29 protein-coding genes and 3 tRNA genes are annotated in these 21,400 nt (G+C 37.0%); 12 read left to right on the top strand and 20 right to left on the bottom strand.

Annotated features, from left to right (window positions below):
- Positions 1-29: 29 nt before the first annotated feature.
- A complete protein-coding gene (locus RQ359_RS03340) occupies positions 30-1,022 on the top strand; it encodes a replication factor C small subunit (RefSeq protein ID WP_156016097.1) in 993 nt (330 codons plus the stop codon).
- Entirely contained in the window at positions 1,019-2,296 is a 1,278-nt protein-coding gene (locus RQ359_RS03335; RefSeq protein WP_338116928.1) for a replication factor C large subunit, read from the top strand. The genes RQ359_RS03340 and RQ359_RS03335 overlap by 4 nt, the downstream gene beginning before the upstream one ends.
- Here RQ359_RS03335 and moaC read toward each other — a convergent pair.
- From moaC to RQ359_RS03315, 4 genes are read right to left on the bottom strand one after another with little or no spacing between them, the layout of a single operon-like run.
- Positions 2,280-2,729, bottom strand: coding sequence for a cyclic pyranopterin monophosphate synthase MoaC (gene moaC / locus RQ359_RS03330; protein ID WP_338117012.1), 450 nt, complete (start codon positions 2,727-2,729; stop codon positions 2,280-2,282). The genes RQ359_RS03335 and moaC overlap by 17 nt on opposite strands.
- Before the next feature lie 51 nt (positions 2,730-2,780).
- Positions 2,781-3,035: a helix-turn-helix domain-containing protein gene (locus RQ359_RS03325; RefSeq protein WP_156016099.1), complete on the bottom strand. Its 255-nt coding sequence runs from the start codon at positions 3,033-3,035 to the stop codon at positions 2,781-2,783.
- The gene (locus RQ359_RS03320; protein WP_156016100.1) at positions 3,032-4,282 is read right to left on the bottom strand and encodes an ORC1-type DNA replication protein; all 1,251 of its coding nucleotides are present in this window, start codon (positions 4,280-4,282) and stop codon (positions 3,032-3,034) included. The genes RQ359_RS03325 and RQ359_RS03320 overlap by 4 nt, the downstream gene beginning before the upstream one ends.
- Before the next feature lie 27 nt (positions 4,283-4,309).
- The gene (locus RQ359_RS03315) at positions 4,310-4,825 is read right to left on the bottom strand and encodes a THUMP domain-containing protein (RefSeq protein ID WP_054837753.1); all 516 of its coding nucleotides are present in this window, start codon (positions 4,823-4,825) and stop codon (positions 4,310-4,312) included.
- 31 nt (positions 4,826-4,856) lie between these two features.
- Between RQ359_RS03315 and RQ359_RS03310 the strand changes: the two genes are divergently transcribed.
- From RQ359_RS03310 to RQ359_RS03300, 3 genes are all read left to right on the top strand, one after another.
- Positions 4,857-5,396 (top strand): DNA replication complex GINS family protein, encoded by a 540-nt coding sequence (locus tag RQ359_RS03310; protein WP_162199529.1) that lies wholly within the window; start codon positions 4,857-4,859, stop codon positions 5,394-5,396.
- Positions 5,371-7,437, top strand: a complete 2,067-nt coding sequence (gene mcm, locus RQ359_RS03305; RefSeq protein WP_338116929.1) for a minichromosome maintenance protein MCM — start codon at positions 5,371-5,373, stop codon at positions 7,435-7,437. The genes RQ359_RS03310 and mcm overlap by 26 nt, the downstream gene beginning before the upstream one ends.
- A gap of 447 nt (positions 7,438-7,884) precedes the next feature.
- Complete coding sequence (locus tag RQ359_RS03300; protein ID WP_457921235.1) at positions 7,885-9,090, top strand: MFS transporter; 1,206 nt, start codon at positions 7,885-7,887, stop codon at positions 9,088-9,090.
- 308 nt (positions 9,091-9,398) lie between these two features.
- Here RQ359_RS03300 and RQ359_RS03295 read toward each other — a convergent pair whose 3' ends face one another.
- The 8 genes from RQ359_RS03295 to RQ359_RS03260 all read right to left on the bottom strand — a co-directional run bounded on the left by RQ359_RS03295 (position 9,399) and on the right by RQ359_RS03260 (position 13,393).
- Positions 9,399-9,557 carry a hypothetical protein gene (locus tag RQ359_RS03295; protein ID WP_240899938.1) on the bottom strand — a complete coding sequence of 53 codons (159 nt, stop codon included), beginning with the start codon at positions 9,555-9,557 and terminating at the stop codon, positions 9,399-9,401.
- Between the two features lie 65 nt (positions 9,558-9,622).
- A complete protein-coding gene (locus RQ359_RS03290; protein ID WP_156016103.1) occupies positions 9,623-10,003 on the bottom strand; it encodes a hypothetical protein in 381 nt (126 codons plus the stop codon).
- Positions 10,004-10,009: 6 nt separating this feature from the next.
- Entirely contained in the window at positions 10,010-10,816 is an 807-nt protein-coding gene (locus tag RQ359_RS03285; protein WP_156016104.1) for a hypothetical protein, read from the bottom strand.
- Positions 10,813-11,703, bottom strand: coding sequence for an ABC transporter ATP-binding protein (locus tag RQ359_RS03280; protein WP_162308964.1), 891 nt, complete (start codon positions 11,701-11,703; stop codon positions 10,813-10,815). The genes RQ359_RS03285 and RQ359_RS03280 overlap by 4 nt, the downstream gene beginning before the upstream one ends.
- 9 nt (positions 11,704-11,712) lie before the next feature.
- A complete protein-coding gene (locus tag RQ359_RS03275) occupies positions 11,713-12,183 on the bottom strand; it encodes a hypothetical protein (RefSeq protein WP_156016106.1) in 471 nt (156 codons plus the stop codon).
- Between the two features lie 508 nt (positions 12,184-12,691).
- Positions 12,692-12,789 (bottom strand) — tRNA-Glu (locus tag RQ359_RS03270).
- 214 nt (positions 12,790-13,003) lie between these two features.
- Positions 13,004-13,088, bottom strand: a tRNA-Leu gene (locus RQ359_RS03265).
- 35 nt (positions 13,089-13,123) lie between these two features.
- On the bottom strand, positions 13,124-13,393 hold the full coding sequence (locus tag RQ359_RS03260) for a UPF0147 family protein (RefSeq protein ID WP_054838775.1): 270 nt from the start codon (positions 13,391-13,393) through the stop codon (positions 13,124-13,126).
- A 45-nt stretch (positions 13,394-13,438) separates the two neighbouring features.
- Here RQ359_RS03260 and RQ359_RS03255 point away from each other — a divergent pair, with 45 nt between their 5' ends.
- Complete coding sequence (locus RQ359_RS03255) at positions 13,439-13,777, top strand: Sjogren's syndrome/scleroderma autoantigen 1 family protein (RefSeq protein WP_054838774.1); 339 nt, start codon at positions 13,439-13,441, stop codon at positions 13,775-13,777.
- Here RQ359_RS03255 and tmk read toward each other — a convergent pair.
- Together tmk and RQ359_RS03245 are read right to left on the bottom strand one after the other, a co-directional pair.
- Positions 13,770-14,333, bottom strand: coding sequence for a dTMP kinase (gene tmk, locus RQ359_RS03250; RefSeq protein ID WP_054838773.1), 564 nt, complete (start codon positions 14,331-14,333; stop codon positions 13,770-13,772). The genes RQ359_RS03255 and tmk overlap by 8 nt on opposite strands.
- An 81-nt stretch (positions 14,334-14,414) precedes the next feature.
- Complete coding sequence (locus RQ359_RS03245; RefSeq protein ID WP_054838772.1) at positions 14,415-15,005, bottom strand: hypothetical protein; 591 nt, start codon at positions 15,003-15,005, stop codon at positions 14,415-14,417.
- A 61-nt stretch (positions 15,006-15,066) separates the two neighbouring features.
- Between RQ359_RS03245 and RQ359_RS03240 the strand changes: the two genes are divergently transcribed.
- From RQ359_RS03240 to RQ359_RS03220, 5 genes are all read left to right on the top strand, one after another.
- Positions 15,067-15,579 carry a P-loop NTPase family protein gene (locus RQ359_RS03240; protein WP_156016107.1) on the top strand — a complete coding sequence of 171 codons (513 nt, stop codon included), beginning with the start codon at positions 15,067-15,069 and terminating at the stop codon, positions 15,577-15,579.
- Complete coding sequence (locus tag RQ359_RS03235; RefSeq protein ID WP_054838769.1) at positions 15,570-16,064, top strand: CDP-2,3-bis-(O-geranylgeranyl)-sn-glycerol synthase; 495 nt, start codon at positions 15,570-15,572, stop codon at positions 16,062-16,064. Before RQ359_RS03240 ends, RQ359_RS03235 begins: the two co-directional genes overlap by 10 nt.
- A 7-nt stretch (positions 16,065-16,071) precedes the next feature.
- Positions 16,072-16,410, top strand: a complete 339-nt coding sequence (locus RQ359_RS03230) for a hypothetical protein (RefSeq protein WP_054838768.1) — start codon at positions 16,072-16,074, stop codon at positions 16,408-16,410.
- Positions 16,411-16,429: 19 nt separating this feature from the next.
- Positions 16,430-16,648, top strand: a complete 219-nt coding sequence (locus tag RQ359_RS03225) for a hypothetical protein (protein ID WP_054838779.1) — start codon at positions 16,430-16,432, stop codon at positions 16,646-16,648.
- Between the two features lie 254 nt (positions 16,649-16,902).
- Entirely contained in the window at positions 16,903-17,061 is a 159-nt protein-coding gene (locus tag RQ359_RS03220; protein WP_054838767.1) for an AbrB/MazE/SpoVT family DNA-binding domain-containing protein, read from the top strand.
- Between the two features lie 54 nt (positions 17,062-17,115).
- On the opposite strand, the gene RQ359_RS03215 is transcribed toward RQ359_RS03220, so the two are convergent.
- Together RQ359_RS03215 and RQ359_RS03210 are read right to left on the bottom strand one after the other, a co-directional pair.
- Complete coding sequence (locus RQ359_RS03215) at positions 17,116-18,240, bottom strand: ATP-binding cassette domain-containing protein (RefSeq protein ID WP_156016108.1); 1,125 nt, start codon at positions 18,238-18,240, stop codon at positions 17,116-17,118.
- Positions 18,213-18,557 carry a hypothetical protein gene (locus tag RQ359_RS03210; protein WP_054838764.1) on the bottom strand — a complete coding sequence of 115 codons (345 nt, stop codon included), beginning with the start codon at positions 18,555-18,557 and terminating at the stop codon, positions 18,213-18,215. The genes RQ359_RS03215 and RQ359_RS03210 overlap by 28 nt, the downstream gene beginning before the upstream one ends.
- On the opposite strand from RQ359_RS03210, the gene RQ359_RS03205 reads away from it, so the two are divergent.
- A complete protein-coding gene (locus RQ359_RS03205) occupies positions 18,541-18,726 on the top strand; it encodes a hypothetical protein (RefSeq protein ID WP_156016109.1) in 186 nt (61 codons plus the stop codon). The two genes, RQ359_RS03210 and RQ359_RS03205, sit on opposite strands and share 17 nt — an antisense overlap.
- Positions 18,727-18,782: 56 nt before the next feature.
- Here the strand turns inward: RQ359_RS03205 and RQ359_RS03200 are convergent, their stop codons facing one another.
- The 4 genes from RQ359_RS03200 to RQ359_RS03185 all read right to left on the bottom strand — a co-directional run bounded on the left by RQ359_RS03200 (position 18,783) and on the right by RQ359_RS03185 (position 21,386).
- Positions 18,783-19,349, bottom strand: coding sequence for a hypothetical protein (locus tag RQ359_RS03200; RefSeq protein ID WP_054838763.1), 567 nt, complete (start codon positions 19,347-19,349; stop codon positions 18,783-18,785).
- A gap of 260 nt (positions 19,350-19,609) precedes the next feature.
- A complete protein-coding gene (locus RQ359_RS03195) occupies positions 19,610-20,530 on the bottom strand; it encodes an NAD-dependent epimerase/dehydratase family protein (protein WP_054838762.1) in 921 nt (306 codons plus the stop codon).
- A 51-nt stretch (positions 20,531-20,581) separates the two neighbouring features.
- Complete coding sequence (locus tag RQ359_RS03190; RefSeq protein ID WP_054838761.1) at positions 20,582-21,181, bottom strand: class I SAM-dependent methyltransferase; 600 nt, start codon at positions 21,179-21,181, stop codon at positions 20,582-20,584.
- 130 nt (positions 21,182-21,311) lie between these two features.
- Positions 21,312-21,386: transfer RNA gene (locus tag RQ359_RS03185), tRNA-Arg, on the bottom strand.
- Positions 21,387-21,400 lie beyond the last annotated feature (14 nt).

Genomic DNA, 21,400 nt, shown 5'->3' with positions numbered 1-21,400 from the left:
TAATATTTGTTTCGATTAAAACTAATCTCATGAGTGTTCTGGAAGAGGCTTTGTGGACTGAGAAGTATAGACCGAGGACGTTAAATGATGTGGTAAATCAAAAGGAAATTGTTGAAAGATTAAAGAAGTTCATTTCTGAGAAAAATATGCCACATCTGCTTTTCGCTGGTTCACCGGGAACTGGAAAGACTACCATTGCTTTAGCCTTGGTTCATGACCTTTTTGGGGAAAACTTCAGGGACTACTTCCTTGAACTTAATGCTAGCGATGAGAGAGGAATAGACGTAATAAGGAATAAAGTAAAGGATTTCGCTCGAGCTCTGCCTGGCAAGGGCGTTCCTTTTAAAGTTATACTTCTAGATGAGGCAGACAACATGACGTCCGATGCTCAACAAGCTTTGAGAAGGACCATGGAATTATTCACTTCAACAACCAGGTTCATATTAGCCTGTAACTATCTCAGCAAGGTAATAGAGCCAATTCAATCTAGGACAGCCTTATTTAGGTTTTACCCTTTAAAGAAGGAAGACGTCGTAGCTAGACTCGAGTTCATTGCGAAACAAGAGAAGGTTTCTTACGATCAAGATGGTCTTGACGCTATATACGATGTTACAATGGGAGATATGAGGAAGTCAATTAACTTACTTCAGGCATCCTCAGCATACGGTAAAGTGAGCGTAGAATCTGTTTATAAAGTTCTAGGTTTAGCAAAACCAAAGGAAATTCTAGAGATGCTAAATGCTTCCTTACAAGGCGACTTTAACACTGCTAGAAGCAAGTTGAGGGAGTTACTTGTTACCTACGGTCTATCAGGAGAAGATATAATAAAACAAATGCATAAAGAATTAGTAGGAAATAACTTATTAAAAATACCTGAAGAGTTACGTGTTATTATAGCTGATTATTTAGGAGAGGCAGAATTCAGGCTAGTAGAAGGTGCTGACGACGATATACAATTAAGTGCAGTTATAGCTAAACTCGCCATTTTAGGTAATAAATATGATATTGGTGCCACAAAGTGAGCCATCTTCAATGGTCCATTAAGTATAGACCAAGATCGTTATCTGAAGTTGAGAATCAGGAAGAAGTAAAAGAGGAACTTAAATCCTGGTTGGAAAGTTGGATGAATGGAAAACCTAACTATAAGGCAGTTTTGCTTAATGGACCGCCTGGAGTTGGGAAGACCACCATCGCGGAGGCAATGGCTCATGATTATAACATGGAACTTCTGGAGATGAATGCCAGCGATTCAAGAAGGCTTAACGACGTAAAGAGCATAGCTGAGAAAGCATCAACCTCAAGTAGTCTCTTCGGAGAAAAGGGCAGAATAATTCTTCTAGACGAAGTAGATGGCATAAACAGCAGACAAGACGCGGGAGCCATACCTGCAATTATAGACTTAATAGAAGAGACAAAGTTCCCCATTATATTGACGGCAAATAACGTATGGGATCCGTCTTTGCGTGAGTTGAGGAATGTCGCTAAGTTGATAGATCTTAAAAGGCTAGGCAAGATTCCTATGAAGAAACTGCTGGAAAGAATATGCAAGGCGGAAAAAGTAATTTGTGATCCAAAAGGCATAGGGGCTATAGCCGATGTAAGTGAAGGCGATGCTAGATACGCTATAAACATATTGCAGAGTATAGCTGAAGTATATAGGAGAGTTACTGAGGACTTAGTGAAGGAACTTGTTAGAAAAAAGGAAAGGACGTTGGATCCTTTCGAGACATTGAGAGACATCTTTTGGGCTAAATTCTTTTGGCAAGCTAGGGCAGCAGCTACTACTTCTGAAGTGGATTATGAACTTCTAATCAGATGGATTTCAGAAAACATTCCCCTTCAATTTCAAGACATGGAAGACGTTTTCAGAGGTTTTGACGTCTTAGGTAAGGCTTCGATCTTTCTGAGAAGGGCTAAACTGGGGGATTGGGATCTGTTAAGTTACGTCTTCGATTTGATGGGTCCAGGTGTGGCATTTGCAGAATCTAGTAAGTTAAATGGAAGCTGGAAGGCTAAATGGGTTAAATATCAGTTCCCATCTTACGTACACCTCATGTCAAAGACCAAGGAAAGTAGAGATGCATTAAGGTCTGCATCTGAGAAAATAGCCAAGGCCTGCCATTGTTCCACAGACAAAGCAATAAACGAGTATTTTCCCTTTATGAGGGTTTTGCCTTTAGATGAGTTTTCCCCTCAGGAACTAAAGGTGATAAAGGGAATAGAGAGAGAAAGTGAGACTAAGAATGGAGAAAGACAACAACAAAGGAAGAACATTAGATCTAGGAAGAGGACTTAATTTTCTTAATTACTTTTATTTCCTCTATGCAAGTCTCAGGATACTGACCTTCTTGGTCCTTTTCATATTTTTTTATCATATCCCATACGTTAAGAAGTCCCACTGAAACCCCAGTTAAAGCCTCCATTTCCACCCCAGTTTTATAATGTGCTGAAACTTTACACACAACTTCAACGAAATCCTCTCCAAGGTTAACTTCCACGTCTACATGCTCTATCGGTATAGGATGACACATAGGTATCAGCTCTGGAGTCTTTTTAGTCGCAAGTATTGCCGCAGTTTTAGTTACTGCAATTACATCTCCTTTTTCAACTTCTTTCCTTTTAATCAGCTCCACAGTACTTTTTTTCAGCTTTATTCTACCTTTCGCTATAGCCTCCCTTTTTATCTCACTCTTTTCTGAGATATCTACCATTTTAGTTTCTGCCATAATTTGACATTTAGCTTTAGTATTTTTTAAAACTTTTCTAACTCAAAAATGTCTCTATTCCAGAATATCCTTGACCTCCTCTATGAGGTCCTTTAATAGTATTACCTTAGGATTGGAATAATTGATTCTTATTATCTTAGCTCTGACTCCATCTCCTGATATAACTTCCACTATTCCCCTTCTTTCAAGGAAATCCACTTCATGCTTCAGCACGTCATATCTGACGGAACATTTTTTTGCTAGCTTTGTAATATTTATATCGCCTTCTTCTAGTAACGTAACCAGTATTTTCCATCTGGTAGAATTCATCGTGATGTCATTCTACCCCTTATTTTACTATCGACGAAGTCCTCAAATTTCTGATCTAACGGTAAAGTAAACGAGATCAGCGTAGTTCTTCCTCGCATTCCCTTTCCGCTTTGCCTTGTATTAAGCACACCGTACTGTCTAAGCCTTCTTATATGTTCATATACTTGAGTGTGTTTTCTTGGCTCTTCTCCAAACTCAGAACAGAGTTTCTGATATTCGCTTTCCAAGACGCCCATCTGAACTTCTTCGCTTTTACCCCTTTTCACCAACTGTATCAATGCTTTGATCAAAAGTAGCTGATGTAAGTCTGCATCCATTAGGTTATCCAAAATTTGAGGTATCTCTGGATTTATGCTAGAGTTAGCCTCCTTAGCATGTTCCAAAGTCACCATCAAAGCTCCTTGTTTTTCAGCAATCTCTCCAGCAACAACTAACGTTTCAATTGCAGCTCTTGCATTTCCACTTCCTCCCCTTTCGTTTCCGTATATATCTGAAATGAATTTTAAAGTCTCATCCAACACTGCACCCTTCACGAAGGCCTCTTCTGCTCTAGCCTTTAATATATCAAAAAGTTCGTGAGAGCTATAAGGAGGAAATTCTATTATTCTCTGAACTATATGATCTTTTATTGATTTATCTAGTCTATAAAGGGAATACGTATCATTAACTATGAAAATGTAACTTATTCTTTTAGTAGTAGCTGAGATTTCGTCGTAGATTCTTGCAAGGAAATATAATTCATCTTGGGGAGCACTATCGATAAATTGGTTGAATTCATCCAAGGTAAGTATCAAATGTATATTTCTTTTGTCTAAGTAATCATGAATAATTTTGAATATTTCTTGAGAAGATAGTCCTCTAGTAGGTACGGGCAATTTCAGTCTATTTGCTATTTCTAGACTGATCAAATATAGCGTCCTTTGTTTATGGCAGTTGATATGAACCATTGTTACCTTAGATCCTCTTTCTTCAGCTATTTTCCTAAATTCCCTTTCAAAGGCAGACGTTGTAGCCGTCTTTCCAGTACCAGTCTTTCCTAAGGCTAAAGCCCTTATCGATCTTACGTATCCCTCCGTCAGTATATCCTTAAAAATTATTCCTAGTTCTTTTATTTTATCTTCTCTATGGGGTAGAAAACTAGGCACATAATCTAGCTCTAACTTTCTCTTATCTGAGAATATTGAGGAAGGAGAGTTTACTACGTCGTCTAATATATCCTTGGTCGATTTATTAGCGTCCTCAACCAAAAGTTTCACCCCTTCGTTAAGAGGTTACTATTTCCTCATATTTAACTTAAGAGTGGAGACTGAAAGTTTTTCTTGACCATTTTTAAATAACGAGAATCCCAAGAAACTTTTCATGATGTTGGCAAATAAGACGTAATCTGGTTCATTATAATTTACCTCAGCTTTTCCTCTCATGGAAATTCCTATGCCAATTTCCACCTCGCGACAATTTACTTCCTTCGTCCTTTGAATGCATTCTACGTAAAATTTCTTTACCTTCTTAGATAACAGTAGATCTACTCCCTTTTTAATTATAGTTTCTATTTGTAGCTCTGCCACGTCCATAAATGGGAATATCTTAAATGCAGACGAAGGAGGAGCAGAGGCTATAAGTCCGTAGATCTCCATTGGACTTAATTTTGAGTAGATAGAAAGAACGTTCTTTATTTCCTCTTTTATCTCGACGTCATTATCATAAGGTAAAAGCCTATTTATTAATTCAATTGTGGTCTTTTTTCCCTTATTGTTCCCTGTTGTTACTATCGCCTTCGGATAAGCGTTCATGGTTAATAGGTCTAAAATACAGCTTAATATTATGCTACTTACCAGGATTAATGCCATAAGGAACTCCTCTCTCAGTAACATAAGGAAGGTAATGGTGTTAGACGAGTGGAACAGGGAAACTATCCATGGCGAGGTACATCTAGCAAAAGGAAGCGAAGCAGAGTTACCTAGATGGTTAGCAGAGGAACTTCAAAAGGAAGGCATTGTAAAGATAATAGACTCATTTACCATTGATGATCTAGGTAGAATTCTTTTCCAAGAGAAGCAAAGGCCTAATGTTCCAGCTTCTATAACCAAAACTGATGATAGCCTTTATCAGAAAATGAAGGAGCTAATAATAGACTTGAGGAATAGCAACAACATTTCCTCTTTGGAACAGATGAGGAAAGCTATCTCTATAGCAGCAGAGATCTCTTCTCTTAGAATAAGAAAAGTAGTTCAGTTAAGTTTACTAGATATAAAGGATGAGAAAATTATGGATAAGATGACACAGGAGGAACGCTTAATATTTTATTCCATAAGAGAAATATTAGAATCTATTAACGGTGAGTCTTATGGAGAAACAGCTTGATGTTGAGGACCTCTTTATTGACTTTCTGTCGTCCTTTATGGACAGGAGAGGTGTTAGAAAATATAGTGAACGTATAAATAAAATGATAGGATATAGGCACAAGAGCCTAGAGGTCGACTTTAACGATTTGCTTTCATTTAACGAGGAATTAGCCAATAAGATAGTCGTAGATGCAAAAAATGTCATTCCTTTAATAGAAAGAAAACTAATGGATTACATAGTAGAAAGGGACCCAGATTACCAGTTAGAAGTCAACAGAGTTCACGTTAGAATAACTAGTGTACCTCGTATAATTCAGCTCAGGAAGATACGAAGTGACGATATTAATAAACTAATTAGCGTTGAGGGGATCCTGGTAAGGTCAACCTCAATAAAAGAGAGAATAACTAAGATATGGCTTCAACATGTGCCTCCAGGCTGTGGAGATGAATTTGAGTGGCCGGGCGAAGGAGAAGAAATTCAGGAATCCGTAGAAATGCCTGCCGTATGTCCACGTTGCGGTAAGCCAGGTCAATTTAAGTGGATAAAGGAAAAATCGGAAATAGTAGACTGGCAAAAGGTTGTAGTCCAGGAGAAACCTGAGGAGATTCCCGCAGGTCAACTGCCAAGGCAGTTGGAGGCTATCCTAGAGGACGATTTAGTTGATTCGGCAAGGCCAGGGGATAGGATAAAAATGGTTGGTATACTCGAAATAAAGGAGGACGTTCCCATAAAGAGGGGCATGAGGTCAGTCTTTGATTTCCATATGAAGGTAAACAGTGTAGAAATTTCACAGAAGGTATTAGATGAGGTTATGATATCAAAGGAAGATGAAGAAAAGATAAAAGAGCTGGCTAGGGACCCCTGGATTAAGGAGAAAATCATTTCCTCTATTTCACCTTCCATTTATGGGCATTACGAAATTAAGGAAGCAATAGCCTTAGCGTTGTTTGGTGGCGTCCCTAAGGTAATGCCTGACGGAACGAGGATAAGGGGAGACATTCATCTACTTATAATAGGCGATCCAGGTACTGCGAAGTCACAGACGTTACAGTTTGCAGCTAGAGTAGCACCTAGATCCGTCTATACAACTGGAAAGGGATCCACGGCTGCAGGTTTAACTGCCGCAGTTGTTAGGGAAAAGAATACTGGAGATTATTACCTTGAGGCTGGAGCTCTGGTCCTTGCAGATGGTGGAATAGCTGTTATAGACGAGATAGACAAAATGAGGGACGAGGATAGGGTAGCAATACATGAGGCAATGGAACAACAGACAGTGTCAATTGCTAAGGCGGGGATTGTGGCTAAGCTCAATGCGAGAGCCACTGTTATAGCCGCGGGTAACCCTAAACTTGGCCGTTATATCTCTGAAAGGAGTATCTCGGACAACATAAATTTGCAACCTACTATACTCTCTAGGTTTGATCTAATCTTCATATTGGTGGATAAACCCGGAGAGAATGATAAATTACTAGCAGAGTATATCTTAAACGTTCATAGAGGTCATGAAGTGGGAGACTTCATCGATATAGAGACACTGAAGAAGTATATAGCATATGCTAGAAAATACGTTACTCCAGTGTTAACTGATGAAGCTAAAGAACTAATACAAAACTTCTTCGTTGAAATGAGGAGGAAGAGCAGCGAAAGTCCAGACTCTCCCATATTGATTACACCTAGGCAGCTTGAAGCCCTTATAAGGATGAGCGAGGCTTACGCTAAAATATCGTTAAGAAATGAGGTGACAAGGGACGATGCTGAGAGGGCAATCAACATAATGAGAATATTCTTAGAGAACGTAGGACTTGACGTAGAGTCTGGTAAAATGGATATAGATACTATCATGACTGGCAAACCTAAGAGTGCCAGAGACAAAATGACCACGATTTTAGAAATAATAGATGACATTTCGTCCATGGAGGAGTGTGCAAAAGTGGGCAAGATAATAAAGGAGGCTGAGAAACGTTCTTTAGACAAGGATACTGTTCAAAAGGTCATACAAGATATGAGAAAAAGTGGCTTAATTTATGAAAGTAAGCCAGATTGCTATAAGAAGGTATAAAAATTGAGCAAGTATATAGCAACTATCGGCTTTATAGTTTTAAAAATAAAAAGAGTATATTAGAAGTATATTCTATTATATATTAATTAAATTTATGAAGTCAAGACTGAACGTTGTATTTGATCCATGCAAACGTTGACCTAATAATAGGAAACAATTATAATTATTTTAGAAATTAAATAATGCTAGATTATTTGAAGTTCAGAATTTCCTTAAAGATTTAAATGTGAAAAGTAAGATAGATGAATGTAAGAGGTGTGATATAATGAAAATCTGTAATGCGTGCCTTGGTGATTTAAATTTTTTATGAAAACGGGAAAGTTACAGTAGACCATTATGCATGTGATTACTATTTAGGATTATATGAGGGTATTTTAATAGCATTAAACGAGATTATGCAAAATGATGAGAAGTGGAGAAGGTTTAAGGAGACGTTAATAAAAGTACGTGAAGCGATTGAAGTTGTCTGAAACCGGCTGGAGGAGTATATTATTTACAATATCTATAATTAATTCCTTATATTTTAATATTACTTTAATTAACACATTGGAGTTATGGATTATTTCAAAAATTTCTGGTTCTAGTTTGATCACTGGAATTCTATTTTCCCTTATTTCAATACCCTTCTTTTTTAGTTACTTCACTGGAACAATAGTAGACACCATAAAAAATAAGAAGATAATATTATTAGCTTTTTCATTCTTACTTCTTGTTATCTTGTTTCTATCCCAATTAGAACTATTAGTAAATAATCTCTTTGCGCTCATTTTATTATTCTACATAATGACGTTACTGACAGGTTTTATTTTTGATATTTCAGGTGCTATTATGTCCATCTGGATTAAAGAAAATATAAATGAAGAAATTTACAAAAAAGTCTCGTCTATTAATCAAATTATCGCTAGATCGTTGGGACTTTTTGCGGGAGTCTTAGCAGGGATCTTTCTTACAGTAAATCTGAAATATTCATTGTTTGGGCCGTTATTTTTATTGGGAATAACTATCTTTCTACTTCTGCCTATAAAGATATCTAGTACTAAAGGCATTAAAAAAAGTGGTTTAAAAGAGGGGTTTATAGAGGGGTTTAACTACATAAGAAAGAATAAAGTGCTAACTCAGTTTGTTATTCTCACGATAGGGAATTTCTTCTTTAATATGCAAGGATTATTACTGTTGTTTTACGTTGAAGATTTTTTGCATAAAGGGCCAATTTTCTTTAGCATGTTGGGCGCTGTTAGTGAGATAGGAATAATCCTAGGTTCTGCTTATGCTCCTAAAATTAAAAAGGGTAAATTAGGTTTCTACCACGTACTATTCGGTACATTTATTTCAGCGTCTTTAATGTCATATATACTAATTCATAATGTCTTTCTTGCAGTAATACCTACATTTGCCGTATCCTTCTTTTCTGGAATTAATTCCGTTTTAACTTCCTCTGTGCTCTTGAGAGTTATAGACAAGGAGTACATGGGGAGAGTTAGGGGTACTATATCAGCAATATCTGAAGGCTTGGTAACGTTTTCTGGTCCTTTAGGAGGCGTTTTAATAGCTGCTATGGGAATAGGACAAACTTATCTTTTAGTGGGGCTAGTGATGCTAATATTCTTTTATCTTGAACTGGCATTTAAAGAATTTTACAACCTTAGAATTTAATTTTTATCCGCCTACTATATGTAGCTAAGCTAGTATTTCCTAATATAGATTTTATTAGCTCTAGAGAGTAAAGAGTAATACTCCTAGGGTACTCAATATTGCCATCAGAAAATAGAACATTCTATAGAGTGTGCTATAGCTAATTATCGGCTGTGAGTGAAGAGTGCTTAGAATAATAGAAATGATATATATAAGATAATATACAATTATATTTTCACCAATTCCTGCCAGGGAATTAAGGGAAATATTCAGAATATTCTGAATAATAGAACGTATCTTAGATATGTCGAACTCATCTATGTCCGTATCTAATCCACCCCTAACTCCCTTAATATCGAAACCTTCAACGAATATTTCCTATATTTCTTACCTCCTATATGGAGCCAGCCTCTAGAGATCTTCCCTTCAGATGCTAACTCTGATAGGTTCTTCAAAAGTGAATTTCTTGCTATGCTAATTGCTAACATACTGTACTAAGCTCAACATCTACGATTCTATTTGAATATAAATTGTTAAAATTTCTAATGGAATTCTAATCACTAGAATCACTATTTTTTAATTTTTTCTCTAATTCACTTAAAGTTTCTGAATCTGATACCTCTATGACAACAATTTTATAAGGAAAAGAGCATTTTATATATATCACAATAGATCTTTCCAGTTTCTTAGTAGCGAAGAAAGCTAGACCTAAGCTAGTAGTGAATCCGCCATATAGAATTTCTCCAATAGATAGTCCGCCTAGCCTCATCTTCGGATATATCTGTTCTTTCTCGGTATCATCTAAATCTTTAACGTAAGCTACTCTTCCTACGCAATTAAATGGAATCTTTAGACTTCCCTTTAGTGCTACAACTTTCTCAAAGCCTTTAAGCTTTATGATCAAATTATCTCCTTTAATACATATTTGCACCATATAACATTACCATAAGAGTGTTTCGTCTTTTAATACACGAGGTAGAAGTATTAATAAAATTAGCGCTAAAATTGCTGAAAATATTGAAGTATAGGAAGCTAACTCTATAGGATCTATCTGGGGCTCGATATTTAATACTATAAATGGTATTAGTACTGGAAGAAGTGAAATTGTTGATAATAAGTTCTGGCCTGGAGCAAGTCCAGTCCTAACGCGACCCAGAGAAGGGGATATAACTATGAGTAATAAGCTAATAAGGACTGCTGGAAAAGTAAGTGAAGGTATAAGTATTGTAACGAGCTCCAAATAGTAAATGCCAAAGCTATTAAGGTATCCCATAAGATATAGTGATAATAGTGATATTCCAGATGTGATTATTATAACTAATCCCTCAACAATTAAGGATGCTAATAATGTGTAAATTAAAAGTGAAATAATAATATCTCTATGTGACACTGGCGATGAGAGTAAAACTTCAAATACTCCCTCATTACGACCCTCACTAAATGTACCAGATATAGTGCCCGAGGCTACAAAGGCAGCTATAATAGCGGCTAAAAAAGGCGTAAAAATAGCTGCAGCTATAACTCCTAAAGCATCCTTAGGGAGGATATGGTTATGGATATTAAGCATTCTAATAGCTAAAGCTTCGAGAGCTTGACGTGTCGTAGGAGTATAGATTTCTGGAAACAAAACACCTACTATGACTGTTGACGATATTATTCCGATTCCGTATGCTAGAGATAATATGATCATATTTCTTATATTTATCTTAAGCCTAGTTACATAAGCTCTAACAATACCGCTCGTCATAATTTATCACTTAACTGCTCTAGTATATCTTCAAGTGGATTACCAATTTCCTTAACCACAAGTATAATAATATTATGTTTTGTAAGTTCTTTAACAATATTTCCAATTTCGTCTTCTGACTTGACTTCAACTATCCATAATCCGCCATCTTGATAAGTATCATAACCCATAGAGTTTAAGATAGTGACGGGATTTCCACGTACCTTTAAACCAACTTTTATTCTTCCGATAAAATGTCTTAAATCCTCAAGAGAGCCTTTAAATACTACTCTACCATGGTTTATGACAATTACGTTTTCAGCTAGTTCTAATGCCTCATAGAGATTATGCGTAGAATAAGTTACTCCTATATTTCTGCTATGGATAAGGTCTTTTATGAGACTTCGAAAATTCTTAGCCGCTAATGGATCTAAGCCATTTGAGGGTTCGTCAAGAAAAAGGAATTGAGGATCGTGAAGAAGAACTCTCATAAGTGCTACTCTTCTCCTTTGTCCATGGCTCAAGGATGCCACTGGAGAATCAAGGAGGTTCTCCATTCCGAACTCCCTGGCTAATTTCACGATCTTCGTAGCTACATCATTATTTAGGTTATAAACCATTGCATAGAACATTAAGTTCTCTCTCACTGTTAGTTCGCTCATCAGTCCATCTCTATGGGGTAAATAACCTATCATTCTCTTTATCTTAACATTTTTATATATGTCAATTCCATTAATTAATACTTCACCTTTATAAGGCTTTAATGCTCCACTACACACCCTAAATAATGTAGTTTTACCCGCACCATTAGGACCAAGGACAACATTCATACCACTGTTAAGAACTAAATTAATATCATGCAATATCACCTTACCTATGTAACCAAGTGTGACATCTCGTAATTCCATAATTATCATCTATTGACTAGTTGAATTATATCTTTTCCTTAGTTTATCCATCAACCCAATGGATCTAATTACATTTTCTAATCTTATTATATTATCGCTTAGTATTATATCATTTATAAATATCTCAAATTTATGCTTTTCTATGTATTCGTATATTCTATTTTGATATTCTTTATTTTTAGCAATGACATTACATGCATGATAAATACTTGTAAATCCACTTTCCTTAGCGCCTATTTTTTCCAGAATTTTTTTAGGACCTAAAAAATGAATCCACCAATATAATAATACACTTTGAGCTTTTTTCACCATACTTACTAGATCTTCACGCATTATATTTCCAATTAAATATAAATCATTCGGATCATCTACATATTGAAATATTGGATGCCCACAGCAAATCTTTACATCACCATTAGGCATTAATGCAAGTGTCCTTCCTATATTAGTACATCCTACGTTAAGTTTTTCGCTATTCAATTCAAATTTTTCTTTATTTTCACTATATAGTAATGTAGCTTCACCGACAGGTGTAGGTTGGTCCTCTATAAAGAAAACCTTCTTCTCTAACGTATCTACACTTAAATTAAGCTTTTTGCTTAAAACTTCCTTTACCTTTTCTAAGATGTAAAAAGATCCTTTTATTGAATTTATGCCTATAGCAACTCTTAGACCTTCATCTAAAGATGCTTTTACTAAATTAACAATATCTTTCCTTGCTAGCTATAACGATAGGCATAGCACTTTACTTTTCGATCATAAAAGGTAAGCTTATAATTTCTGGTATTTCAAGTATTTCACAAATTTACGGTTACATTATAGGAGGAATTTTAATCTTAGGCTGGGTCGAGTTTATTTACGTCAATCTTTACCATAATCTCACATTCAATTATTAAATGGTGAAAGTGTTGCAAAAATATCCTTCGCTGTTGCAAATCCCTTATCTATCTAGAGAACGTAACTCTCTTTCAATTCAAGGAAAAATTAGTGCCGCGGCCGGGATTTGAACCCGGGTCACGGGCTCGAAAGGCCCGCATACTCTCGGCGCAGGCCGTACAATGCTTGACCGGTCTATACTACCGCGGCTCCGAAGGGATTTATATTCCCAGATAGCCTTTTCTGCGATCTAATATAAAAAGTCATTTTTAGTTAGTTCATGACTTTTCTTGTACAGCCTTAGTTAGCCTCATTGATTCATGTCGACAATTGAAGAACACAATTACCTTTTCATAAACGCTCATGAAATGATTTGATAGCTTTATTTGAATGAACATAACCTCAGTTTATCAATAAAAGGAAATGCGGGGGGTGGGATTTGGACCCACGCAGGACTCCTCCAACAGGGCCTAAGCCTGTCCCCTTTGGCCTAACTCGGGCACCCCCGCTCTCCAAAAATATTTTCCCTCTCTCTATTTAAAGCTTAGTCCCTTATGGTCTCAAGGACAGACACTACGTTCCATATTGAGATCCTAGCATGCATGGGCATGTTAGGATCTTGACTTATGTCCTCCAAGATTCCAATAGCGTTTGCCGCTCTTACAGCGTGACTTATTCCATTGTCCTGTAGGTTCCTTATAGCGTCGGTTGCAGCTCTTCTTATGTTCCGTGGAACGCTCGTATCGTTCACGATTTTCTGCAGCAGTATAACTGCTTGCTTTAGCTTTGCTTCGTTATCGTAGGGGGATGCCATGTTTTCACCATACTATTTTTTATCTGCTGAGTTTTAGGTTTATTTATGTCTAGTACAGAACAAGGTGTAAAGAAAGCAGCAGATTTGTTAAGGCAAGGCGCTACAATGCTTAGCGACGCATGTCCTCAATGCGGTCTGCCTCTTTTCAGACTCAAGAACGGCAATGTGGTATGTCCTAATCACGGGAAGATATACTTAGTTAAAAGCGATGAGGAAGAAAACAAGGTAAGGAAGAATATTACCATGGATCAGGTCGAAGATATATTAATAAATAACTTGTATTATTTTTCGTCAAAGGTGAAAGAGGATCCAAACGACGTCGACTCAGTAATGCAAATTATAAGGTATCTCGACGCTATAGAGAGAATACGGAAGGTCAAGTGATCTGATCGAGAAGGTAAAACATGATTGAATTTATTACTTCCTCAAACGGCTTATCTGCATTAACAATTAGAAAATGTTCCATAGCGGCAAGCTCCAAATATTTATTTCTAACTTTTTCTAGAGTTTTCCTCTTTTCGGGGAAGTCGAATATATCTCCCTTCTTTATCCTTGAAGATGCAATCGTTGGGTCCAAGTCTAAAAGTATCACAAGATCTGGATAAGGGAACTTAGAGTTGACATTTCTGATCCACTTCTCGTCTATTCCCATAACGCTTTGATATGCTATTGTTGAATGAATGTATCTATCAGTTATTATCGCATCAACGTTCTGCTCTTCCATCCACCTAACGTGAATTCTCCTATCAGCTGCAAAGAGAAGAGTTAAAGCTATTGGGTCGTTCCAACCAACTCTCTGTATAATCCCAGTTATATCCTCCGTGAATGGCTCCTTAGTATAGGTTGCATTCTTTCCCTTTTCCTTAAGTCTTCTTACGATCTCCTTAGCGACTGTGGTCTTCCCAGATCCGTCTATTCCCTCTATAGAGATTAGAAGCAATCTAAATAGATTAAGTTAAAGGAGGCTAAAATCTTATCTATGATGTTGAACGTGCTCAGATTTAACCTCACAGACGATCGTTCAATAGGGCGTTTCATCTTTTTGTCTTGAGTTTCCTTTAGCTGCTCTTATTGCAATTACAAATGCTGCCCTAACGTCGGAGTCCTTTACTTGAATGAGGTGTGTCCTTGAGCTGGATCTATATTCATTTACTTTCCTGACATCTGGAAAACGCTCTTTAGTTAGCCTGAGCACATCATATCCAAACAAGTTTCCTATACCTATTCCTATTATGTATCTTCTGTGTGGATACATAGATATTATCCTAGAAAACAAGTCACATAGGTCATCCTTTTTTACCCTTACATAGTAATCAATTAGCTCCCCGTCAGCTACAACTGCAACAGTTAAGTTTGGGGGATTAGTATCTACGCCTATCAGTAGCTCGTTGAACTCTTCCTTGCCTCTGGTCAAGGCAGATATTTCCCCTACTATCTTATGGACCTCTTTCTCATCTCTTATCAAGAGAGTTCTTTCCTTACCCTCATCATTTCCGTCCGTTATTACAAATTTTCCGTCATGAACTAGCTTGCATCCCCTGTTCCTCAGTTCGGTTACAATCAAATGATATAGCTTAGGGTTCATCACGCTAATAGTTACTCCTTCAACCACAACTAAAATGAGGCAGTCATATTTTAAATATTTTCAGCAAGAATAATGTGAATGGTATATATTGCGGATATCGGAGTTCCTATTCTCCCATGGATCCTTAGTATCAATTTATGGAGTTGCGGGTTCTGGAAAAACCTCAATAGCAATGCAAGTTTCAAACGAGCTATCCCCATCAATTCTAATTGCAGATGAAGGAGACTTTGAAAAAAGGTCTTTCAAAAGCAGTCAGGTTTACTTTGCAGAGGTCTCCTCTACTTTTGAGATTTTTAAGGCATGTCTCAGTCTACCTCCTGGACTAAGGCTAATCTCTGTTGATCCAGTTAACGGTCATTACAGAATGGAAAGAAGTTCCTTAGACTTTCTGAAACTAATGACGTTACTGCGTTCAATTTCACAATCTGGAATTAAGGTTCTCTTGACTTGGAATATAACATGGAACGACAAAGTAAGCGGAGAAAAGTTCATGAGAAGGTTTTCAGATGACATATTTATGGTTAATGGAAAGACCTTAATAGGAAATTTAAGGGAATGTGATTTTAGGATAACTAAGGATAAAGTGATAGGATGCTTATAGAGCTTCTAGTCGGTCTGGCAATGTATCTTCCAGCTTTTGCAGCAAACGGCGGAGCTACATTCATAAGGAACGGAACTCCAATAGACTTTAGACGTAACTTCAAGGACGGCCGTCGTATTTTAGGCGATGGTAAATCATTTGAGGGATTGCTTCTCTCCTTGACTTTTGGAGTCGACGTAGGCATAATCATTTCTAGATTCTTAGGAATTGACTGGATCCTAGTAGGTCTAGTGGAGTCTCTCTTTGCAATGCTGGGAGACATGGCAGGTGCATTCATAAAACGAAGGCTTAACATTCCTAGAGGAGGAAGAGCGTGGGGCCTTGACCAACTTGACTTCATTTTAGGTTCTACCCTAGGTATATTGATTATGGGGATTAGGCCAAGTCTGTATCAATTCTTGTTCGTAGCATTGATAGCATTTTTAATGCACATGTTCACTAACTATGGAGCATATCGATTAAAAATTAAAACTGTCCCGTGGTAGATACTTTATGCCAAAACCAAGTAGGGAACAGAGCAAATATTACAGCCAAGTGTTGTCTAGTTATACTACAATAGTACTAGTATTGATCCTATTGGTAGGAATCATGGGAGTGATAGCTTTTCCCTATTATATTTCTCCTCTCTCTGGTAGCGGTGCGTTTTCCTCAGCTCAATATCTAACCGTAGGTGTTATAGTAGTTCTTACTTTTCTGACCGGAATCTTCCTCATGGAAAGGAAACAGAACGATTTGGCCTCCTTCGCAATAATAGTAGCTTTGATAATATTGACCATAATGGTATGGAACTTATACGGCGTTTCAACGGTTAATTCTATATTCCACATCTGAAAACGTTATGGTGATAGGCATGGAAAATTTCAAGGTAAAACTCTCATCTGGAAGGGAGGTCGAGGTAAACGAAGAGACTGTGACAATTTTAAATGAATATGTAAGGACACAAATAACTCTGGAAGACTTGACTAGGAAGTTAGGTTTGGCTAGTTGGGAGGAAGCCTATGAGCTCGTGAAGCAAGTTCCAGCGTGGGTAATGTGGACTCCCATTCCAATTTATAAAAGGACTTCTTAACGTAGTCGTACACTCTTACTTCTTTTACAAGATTTTTATATTTTGATTGTATTTGATTTTGTATATTTCTTCTCTTTTATACATGATTGAAAATAATGCTGATAAATTATCTCGGAAAACCTTAGTTAAGAACTTATTTTTGTCGTTCATGATCAACTTACTATTTCCTCCTAATTTAGTATTATCATTAACTATATGGACTTTTTTATAGAAAATTTATTAAGTGGTATTTCATAGTATTTTTAGGAATAGAAATGTCAACAGAAGAGATTGTGAAAGTATCTAGGAACTACCAAATAACAATCCCCGCCAGGATAAGGCAGAGGGTAGAGGTAAGAGAAGGGGATTTAGTTAAAATAGTATACGATGAGAAGAGCAACGAACTGAAATTAAATATATTAAAGATATCATAATATAATTTTTATAGGGTTAAAATCTAAGTTTTTTTTAAAAAAAGTATTTGACTCCTACCCTATATCTATAACTCTTGAACATAAGGGAGTGATATCAAAGTCGTTAGTTGTCATTATTACGGATTTACCTTTTTCTAAAAGCATCATCATGATCTCTCTTAGTTCCAGAATCGATTTACCATCTAGGCCGGAAGCTGGTTCATCCAGAGCTATTACCTTCGAATTGGAGGCTATGGCTGAGCCTATCAAAACCTTCATTTTTTCACCATGGCTTAATGTGAAAGGGCTCCTTTCTGCCTTATCCTGTAGGTCGAGCATCTTCAAGACATATTTATCCTTGACTTCCTCTTGAACAGTTTGATTGAAAAATTGTAGATCAGGATTCTGGAATATTATGTAAACTCCTTTCTTTCCAACTAAACTCTTAAGCGTTGTTGTCTTCCCTGCGCCATTTCTCCCCTTTATGCACATAACCTCTCCCTTATGAAGATGAAATGTAGAACCCTTCACCTTTATGGACAGCACTTCTTCGTTACTAGATATGGGAAACTGAATCGGCTCTAGTGGGAAACCTCTAAGGCCGTTTTCCATGAGAAAACTGTCATCCTTCAATACATCCTTGTCTATCTCAATGATCTCTCCGTTTTTTATCAAGTATTCTCTGTCAGTTACTTCAATTGCCTCTTTTACCCTATGTTCTGAGAGAAGCGTACCATTCTGTATTGCGGGTTTGAGCGTCTCTATTCCATCACGGTCTAGGTTTGCAAATGGCTCGTCCATGAGAATGTATTCAGGTCCAACAGAAAGGGTAGTAGACAGGACAAATCTCTTCTTGTATCCATCGGACAATTTGTTAAAGGGAACCTCAAAGTAACTTCCCATTAGTTTCTTTGGAACCTCATCATCAACATCATAAAACTTAGATAAAATTTCTATCTCATCCTTGCAAGTGTAGCCTATCACTTGCGTCTGCGGATTTTGAGACACCAATCCAATTTTTCTGTAATCTGGCCCAACACAGAAGTCATTACCGTCAATTGAAACTTCACCTTTGTTCATGCATAGAGCCGTCATTATGAGTGTAGTCTTTCCCGCTCCGTTCCTGCCGAAGATTCCAACTATTTCATCTTTTTCTAGTTCAATCTTTCCTCTTAGAAGTGAAGGCTCAACGACAAGCAAAGTATCACCACTCCATAAGCAATGATGATAATATCGTTTCTTCTTGGCATTATATCAAAGTTTCCTCTATATTTACCGCTAAGTTTCAGTGTCACCGTAGTATAAAGGTCCTCTGCTGTCTTCACTATTAAGACAACTATTGGCAATAGTAGTTTATCAACCCTATACAATTTTATTCCTCTGGCTCTAGCGTAAGTTGTTATTTCCAGCGTAGTTTCATAGAAGAAAGGATAATAAGCCATTGCAACTATAACTGGTGTAGCTTTTCCTTTGGTTATATCTATTATTGACTTTAAATCTGTGAGTTGGGATGACATAAAGTACAGATTTATTAGAGAAATAGCCCTTAACGTGAACGAAAAGAATGTCTCTCTATGGAAAAAAGAGAGAACCAAAAATGAGATAAATGAAACTAAAACTTCTATGATTCCAGTTCTTTTTCTTGTGAAGGGAAGGGTAGCTATAAAGGAAATTAATGGGTCATAAAGCGAAGACAAATATATCAAAACAGAGAGAAAAAAAAACATAAATAAAAGAGCCCTTCAATGGTGGGTCACTTTGCCCTCTTGTGGAGTTCTCTCCTCTTTAACTATTCCTGTCTTTACTAAATAGCTACCTACTTTGTAAGATATTATTCCCATTAAGATACTCTCTACGACCATAATAATGGAGAATACCACCCAGTCAAATAGCGGAGGCATCGGCACTGGTACCTTAACCATGAAGTACGCTAGATACGTACTTAGAATTCCTTCTCCTGTACCAGCTATTGTAGTATAAAGCGTTACAGATGAAATGCTTCTGTATCCAGTCTTTCTAGTCACCAGTTCTACTATCGCGCCTACTACGAGTAGGGAAACTGTCAGAAAGGGCAAATAAAATATAGTGTAAAGTAAAGCGCTAATTACTGCAATCAAAGCTGGACCATACTTGTCGTTGATAACTTGTATTCCAACGGAGAGTATTATCAGAGGTAAAGTAAGGTTAGCTATGGGATCGGCAAAGGCGTTTATGGCATACCCGTTAAAAGTAGACGCTATAGCTGCGGCTGCTGCAAAAGACGCTACCGAGAAAACAGCTGAATATAGAACCTTTCTCTTGGTGTTCATAATAGAGCATATTATTTCTCTCGGCTTAAAAATTATCTTTAATTTTTGTTGGGGAATGTTACTTCCTTGTAATTAACATTATTAAGCCTATATACCCAAGATATCCAAAAATACCTAAGATTATAAGGAAATTTAAAATCTTAATGAAAAATTTTCCTATATCAGTGCTCCCCACTACAATGTGGAAGTTAAGGAATATGATCGAGAAAGATAAACCTATGATAAATATTGACAATAAGAGGAGGGATATACCAAAAACCTTAATCCTTACGCTTCCTATATCCATACAGTAAATCCCTCGCGGCTAATCTTACAGTTTCCTTTGATGTAAACTTGGGTCTCCATCCCAACGATATGATTTTCATGCAATCCAAGAGCATAAATCTAACATCACCCATCCATCCCCTTCCTTCTAATTCGTCCTTGTATACATGAATAGGTTTAATTCCCATTTCTTTCTCTATAATTTCAGCTATCTCATTAACAGTTATCCAGTCCTCATTACCCACGTTGAACTCCTCATAGTTTCCGTTATAATAATCAGCCAGAAAGGTTAAAGATTTAACCGCATCCTCAATGTATATATAACTTTTTCTCTGCCTACCATTACCTAAAATTTCTAATTTTGAACTATCTCTTTTAAGCTTTTCAATGAAATCTTTCACCACTCCATGGGAAACCCTTCCCCCTGTCACGTTGGCGAACCTTACAGAGATTCCTTTTATACTATAGTTTCTAGAATAATACTTTAACATGTCCTCCCCTAAAACTTTAAATAAGCCATAGTTGGAGATAGGCTTTATTTCAGACCATTCAGGCGTAGGAATTCTTCCTTCACCGTAAACCGTGGAGGATGAAGCGAAGATTACCTTCTTTGCGTCGGTTTTCCTGGCTATTTCCAACAAGTTGAAGGTAACCTTTACGTCTCTTTCAAAATGATCTATTGAATCTATCATGGACGTTCTAACGTCAGGGTTGGCTGCCAAATGGAAAATAACGTCTACGTCGTCCACCTTCAGTTGACTTCCATCCCTTAAGTCGAACTTGATCAGCTTGGCTTTTTCGTTGATGTAATTTCCCGAAGATAAATCATCTATGACAGTTACGTCATATCCGTCCTCTATCAAGGCATCAGTTAAGTGACTTCCTATGTATCCAGCACCCCCTGTGATTAGAATCATAAGTGATTAAAGCGCAGATGTTTTTAAATTATTATCGAAATCGCAATATGTTTAGGGCTTTTTTACATTTTTTAAAACGAAAAACGAGAATGCGTTCTCCTCGCCATACCAAGTTTGGTCAAAATTATGAGACGAAAATTCTCTTTTCATTTTGCCTCTAAAAATGAAATTATCTACCACTATTAACTTACCCTCTTGTTTCAAAACTCGTTTGATCTCCTGCAGCAGAAAATCCCTTTTCTCTTTAGGCATATTGAAAAGAAACATAACCGAGTAAGCCGTGTCAAAGGTGTTATCTGGATAAGGTAGTTTATCTTCCTCGTTTATTTTCCCAAGTTCTAAGCCAGCCTTGTCAATTTCCATGTTCTCAATAGCCCTTTCCATTGACATTTCTTTCCATTGATCTACAACGATAATTTTCTTAGATGTTATTTTATTTATTAGTGTAGCTATTAGACAATTTCCACACCCTAGATCTAAGATCTTTTCGGAATCCTGTAATAACGGAGATATTCTTCTAGCAAGGTATATCATGTCATCGTGCGAGATTCCCATTCTCATCAAAGTAGGATACCTCTTTTCCAGTTCTGGTATCTCTATGCCAAGCCTTTTGAGCTCTGGATGGGTATCCTTAAAGAATTCAGTGGACATAAACTTTACTTATAAAATATAATTTTTAAAATTTTTGTTAAAACAGATAAATGAACAGGGAATAATCTGAGCTCGTCTAGCTTAGTAATTTTTGCCTTTTATAATTTTTATTATGCATATAGAACCTGAGCGGGCCCAGGGGGATTTGAACCCCCGACCTGAGGCTCCGAAGGCCCCCGCTCTGTCCTGGCTGAGCCATGGGCCCACTGAAAGCTTATA

The organism is Sulfuracidifex metallicus DSM 6482 = JCM 9184 (assembly GCA_032834875.1).
GTDB classification, from domain to species: Archaea; Thermoproteota; Thermoprotei_A; order Sulfolobales; family Sulfolobaceae; genus Sulfuracidifex; species Sulfuracidifex metallicus.
The sequence above is the reverse complement of the archived record's forward strand: the minus strand, read 5'-3'. Positions and strand labels throughout refer to the sequence as shown.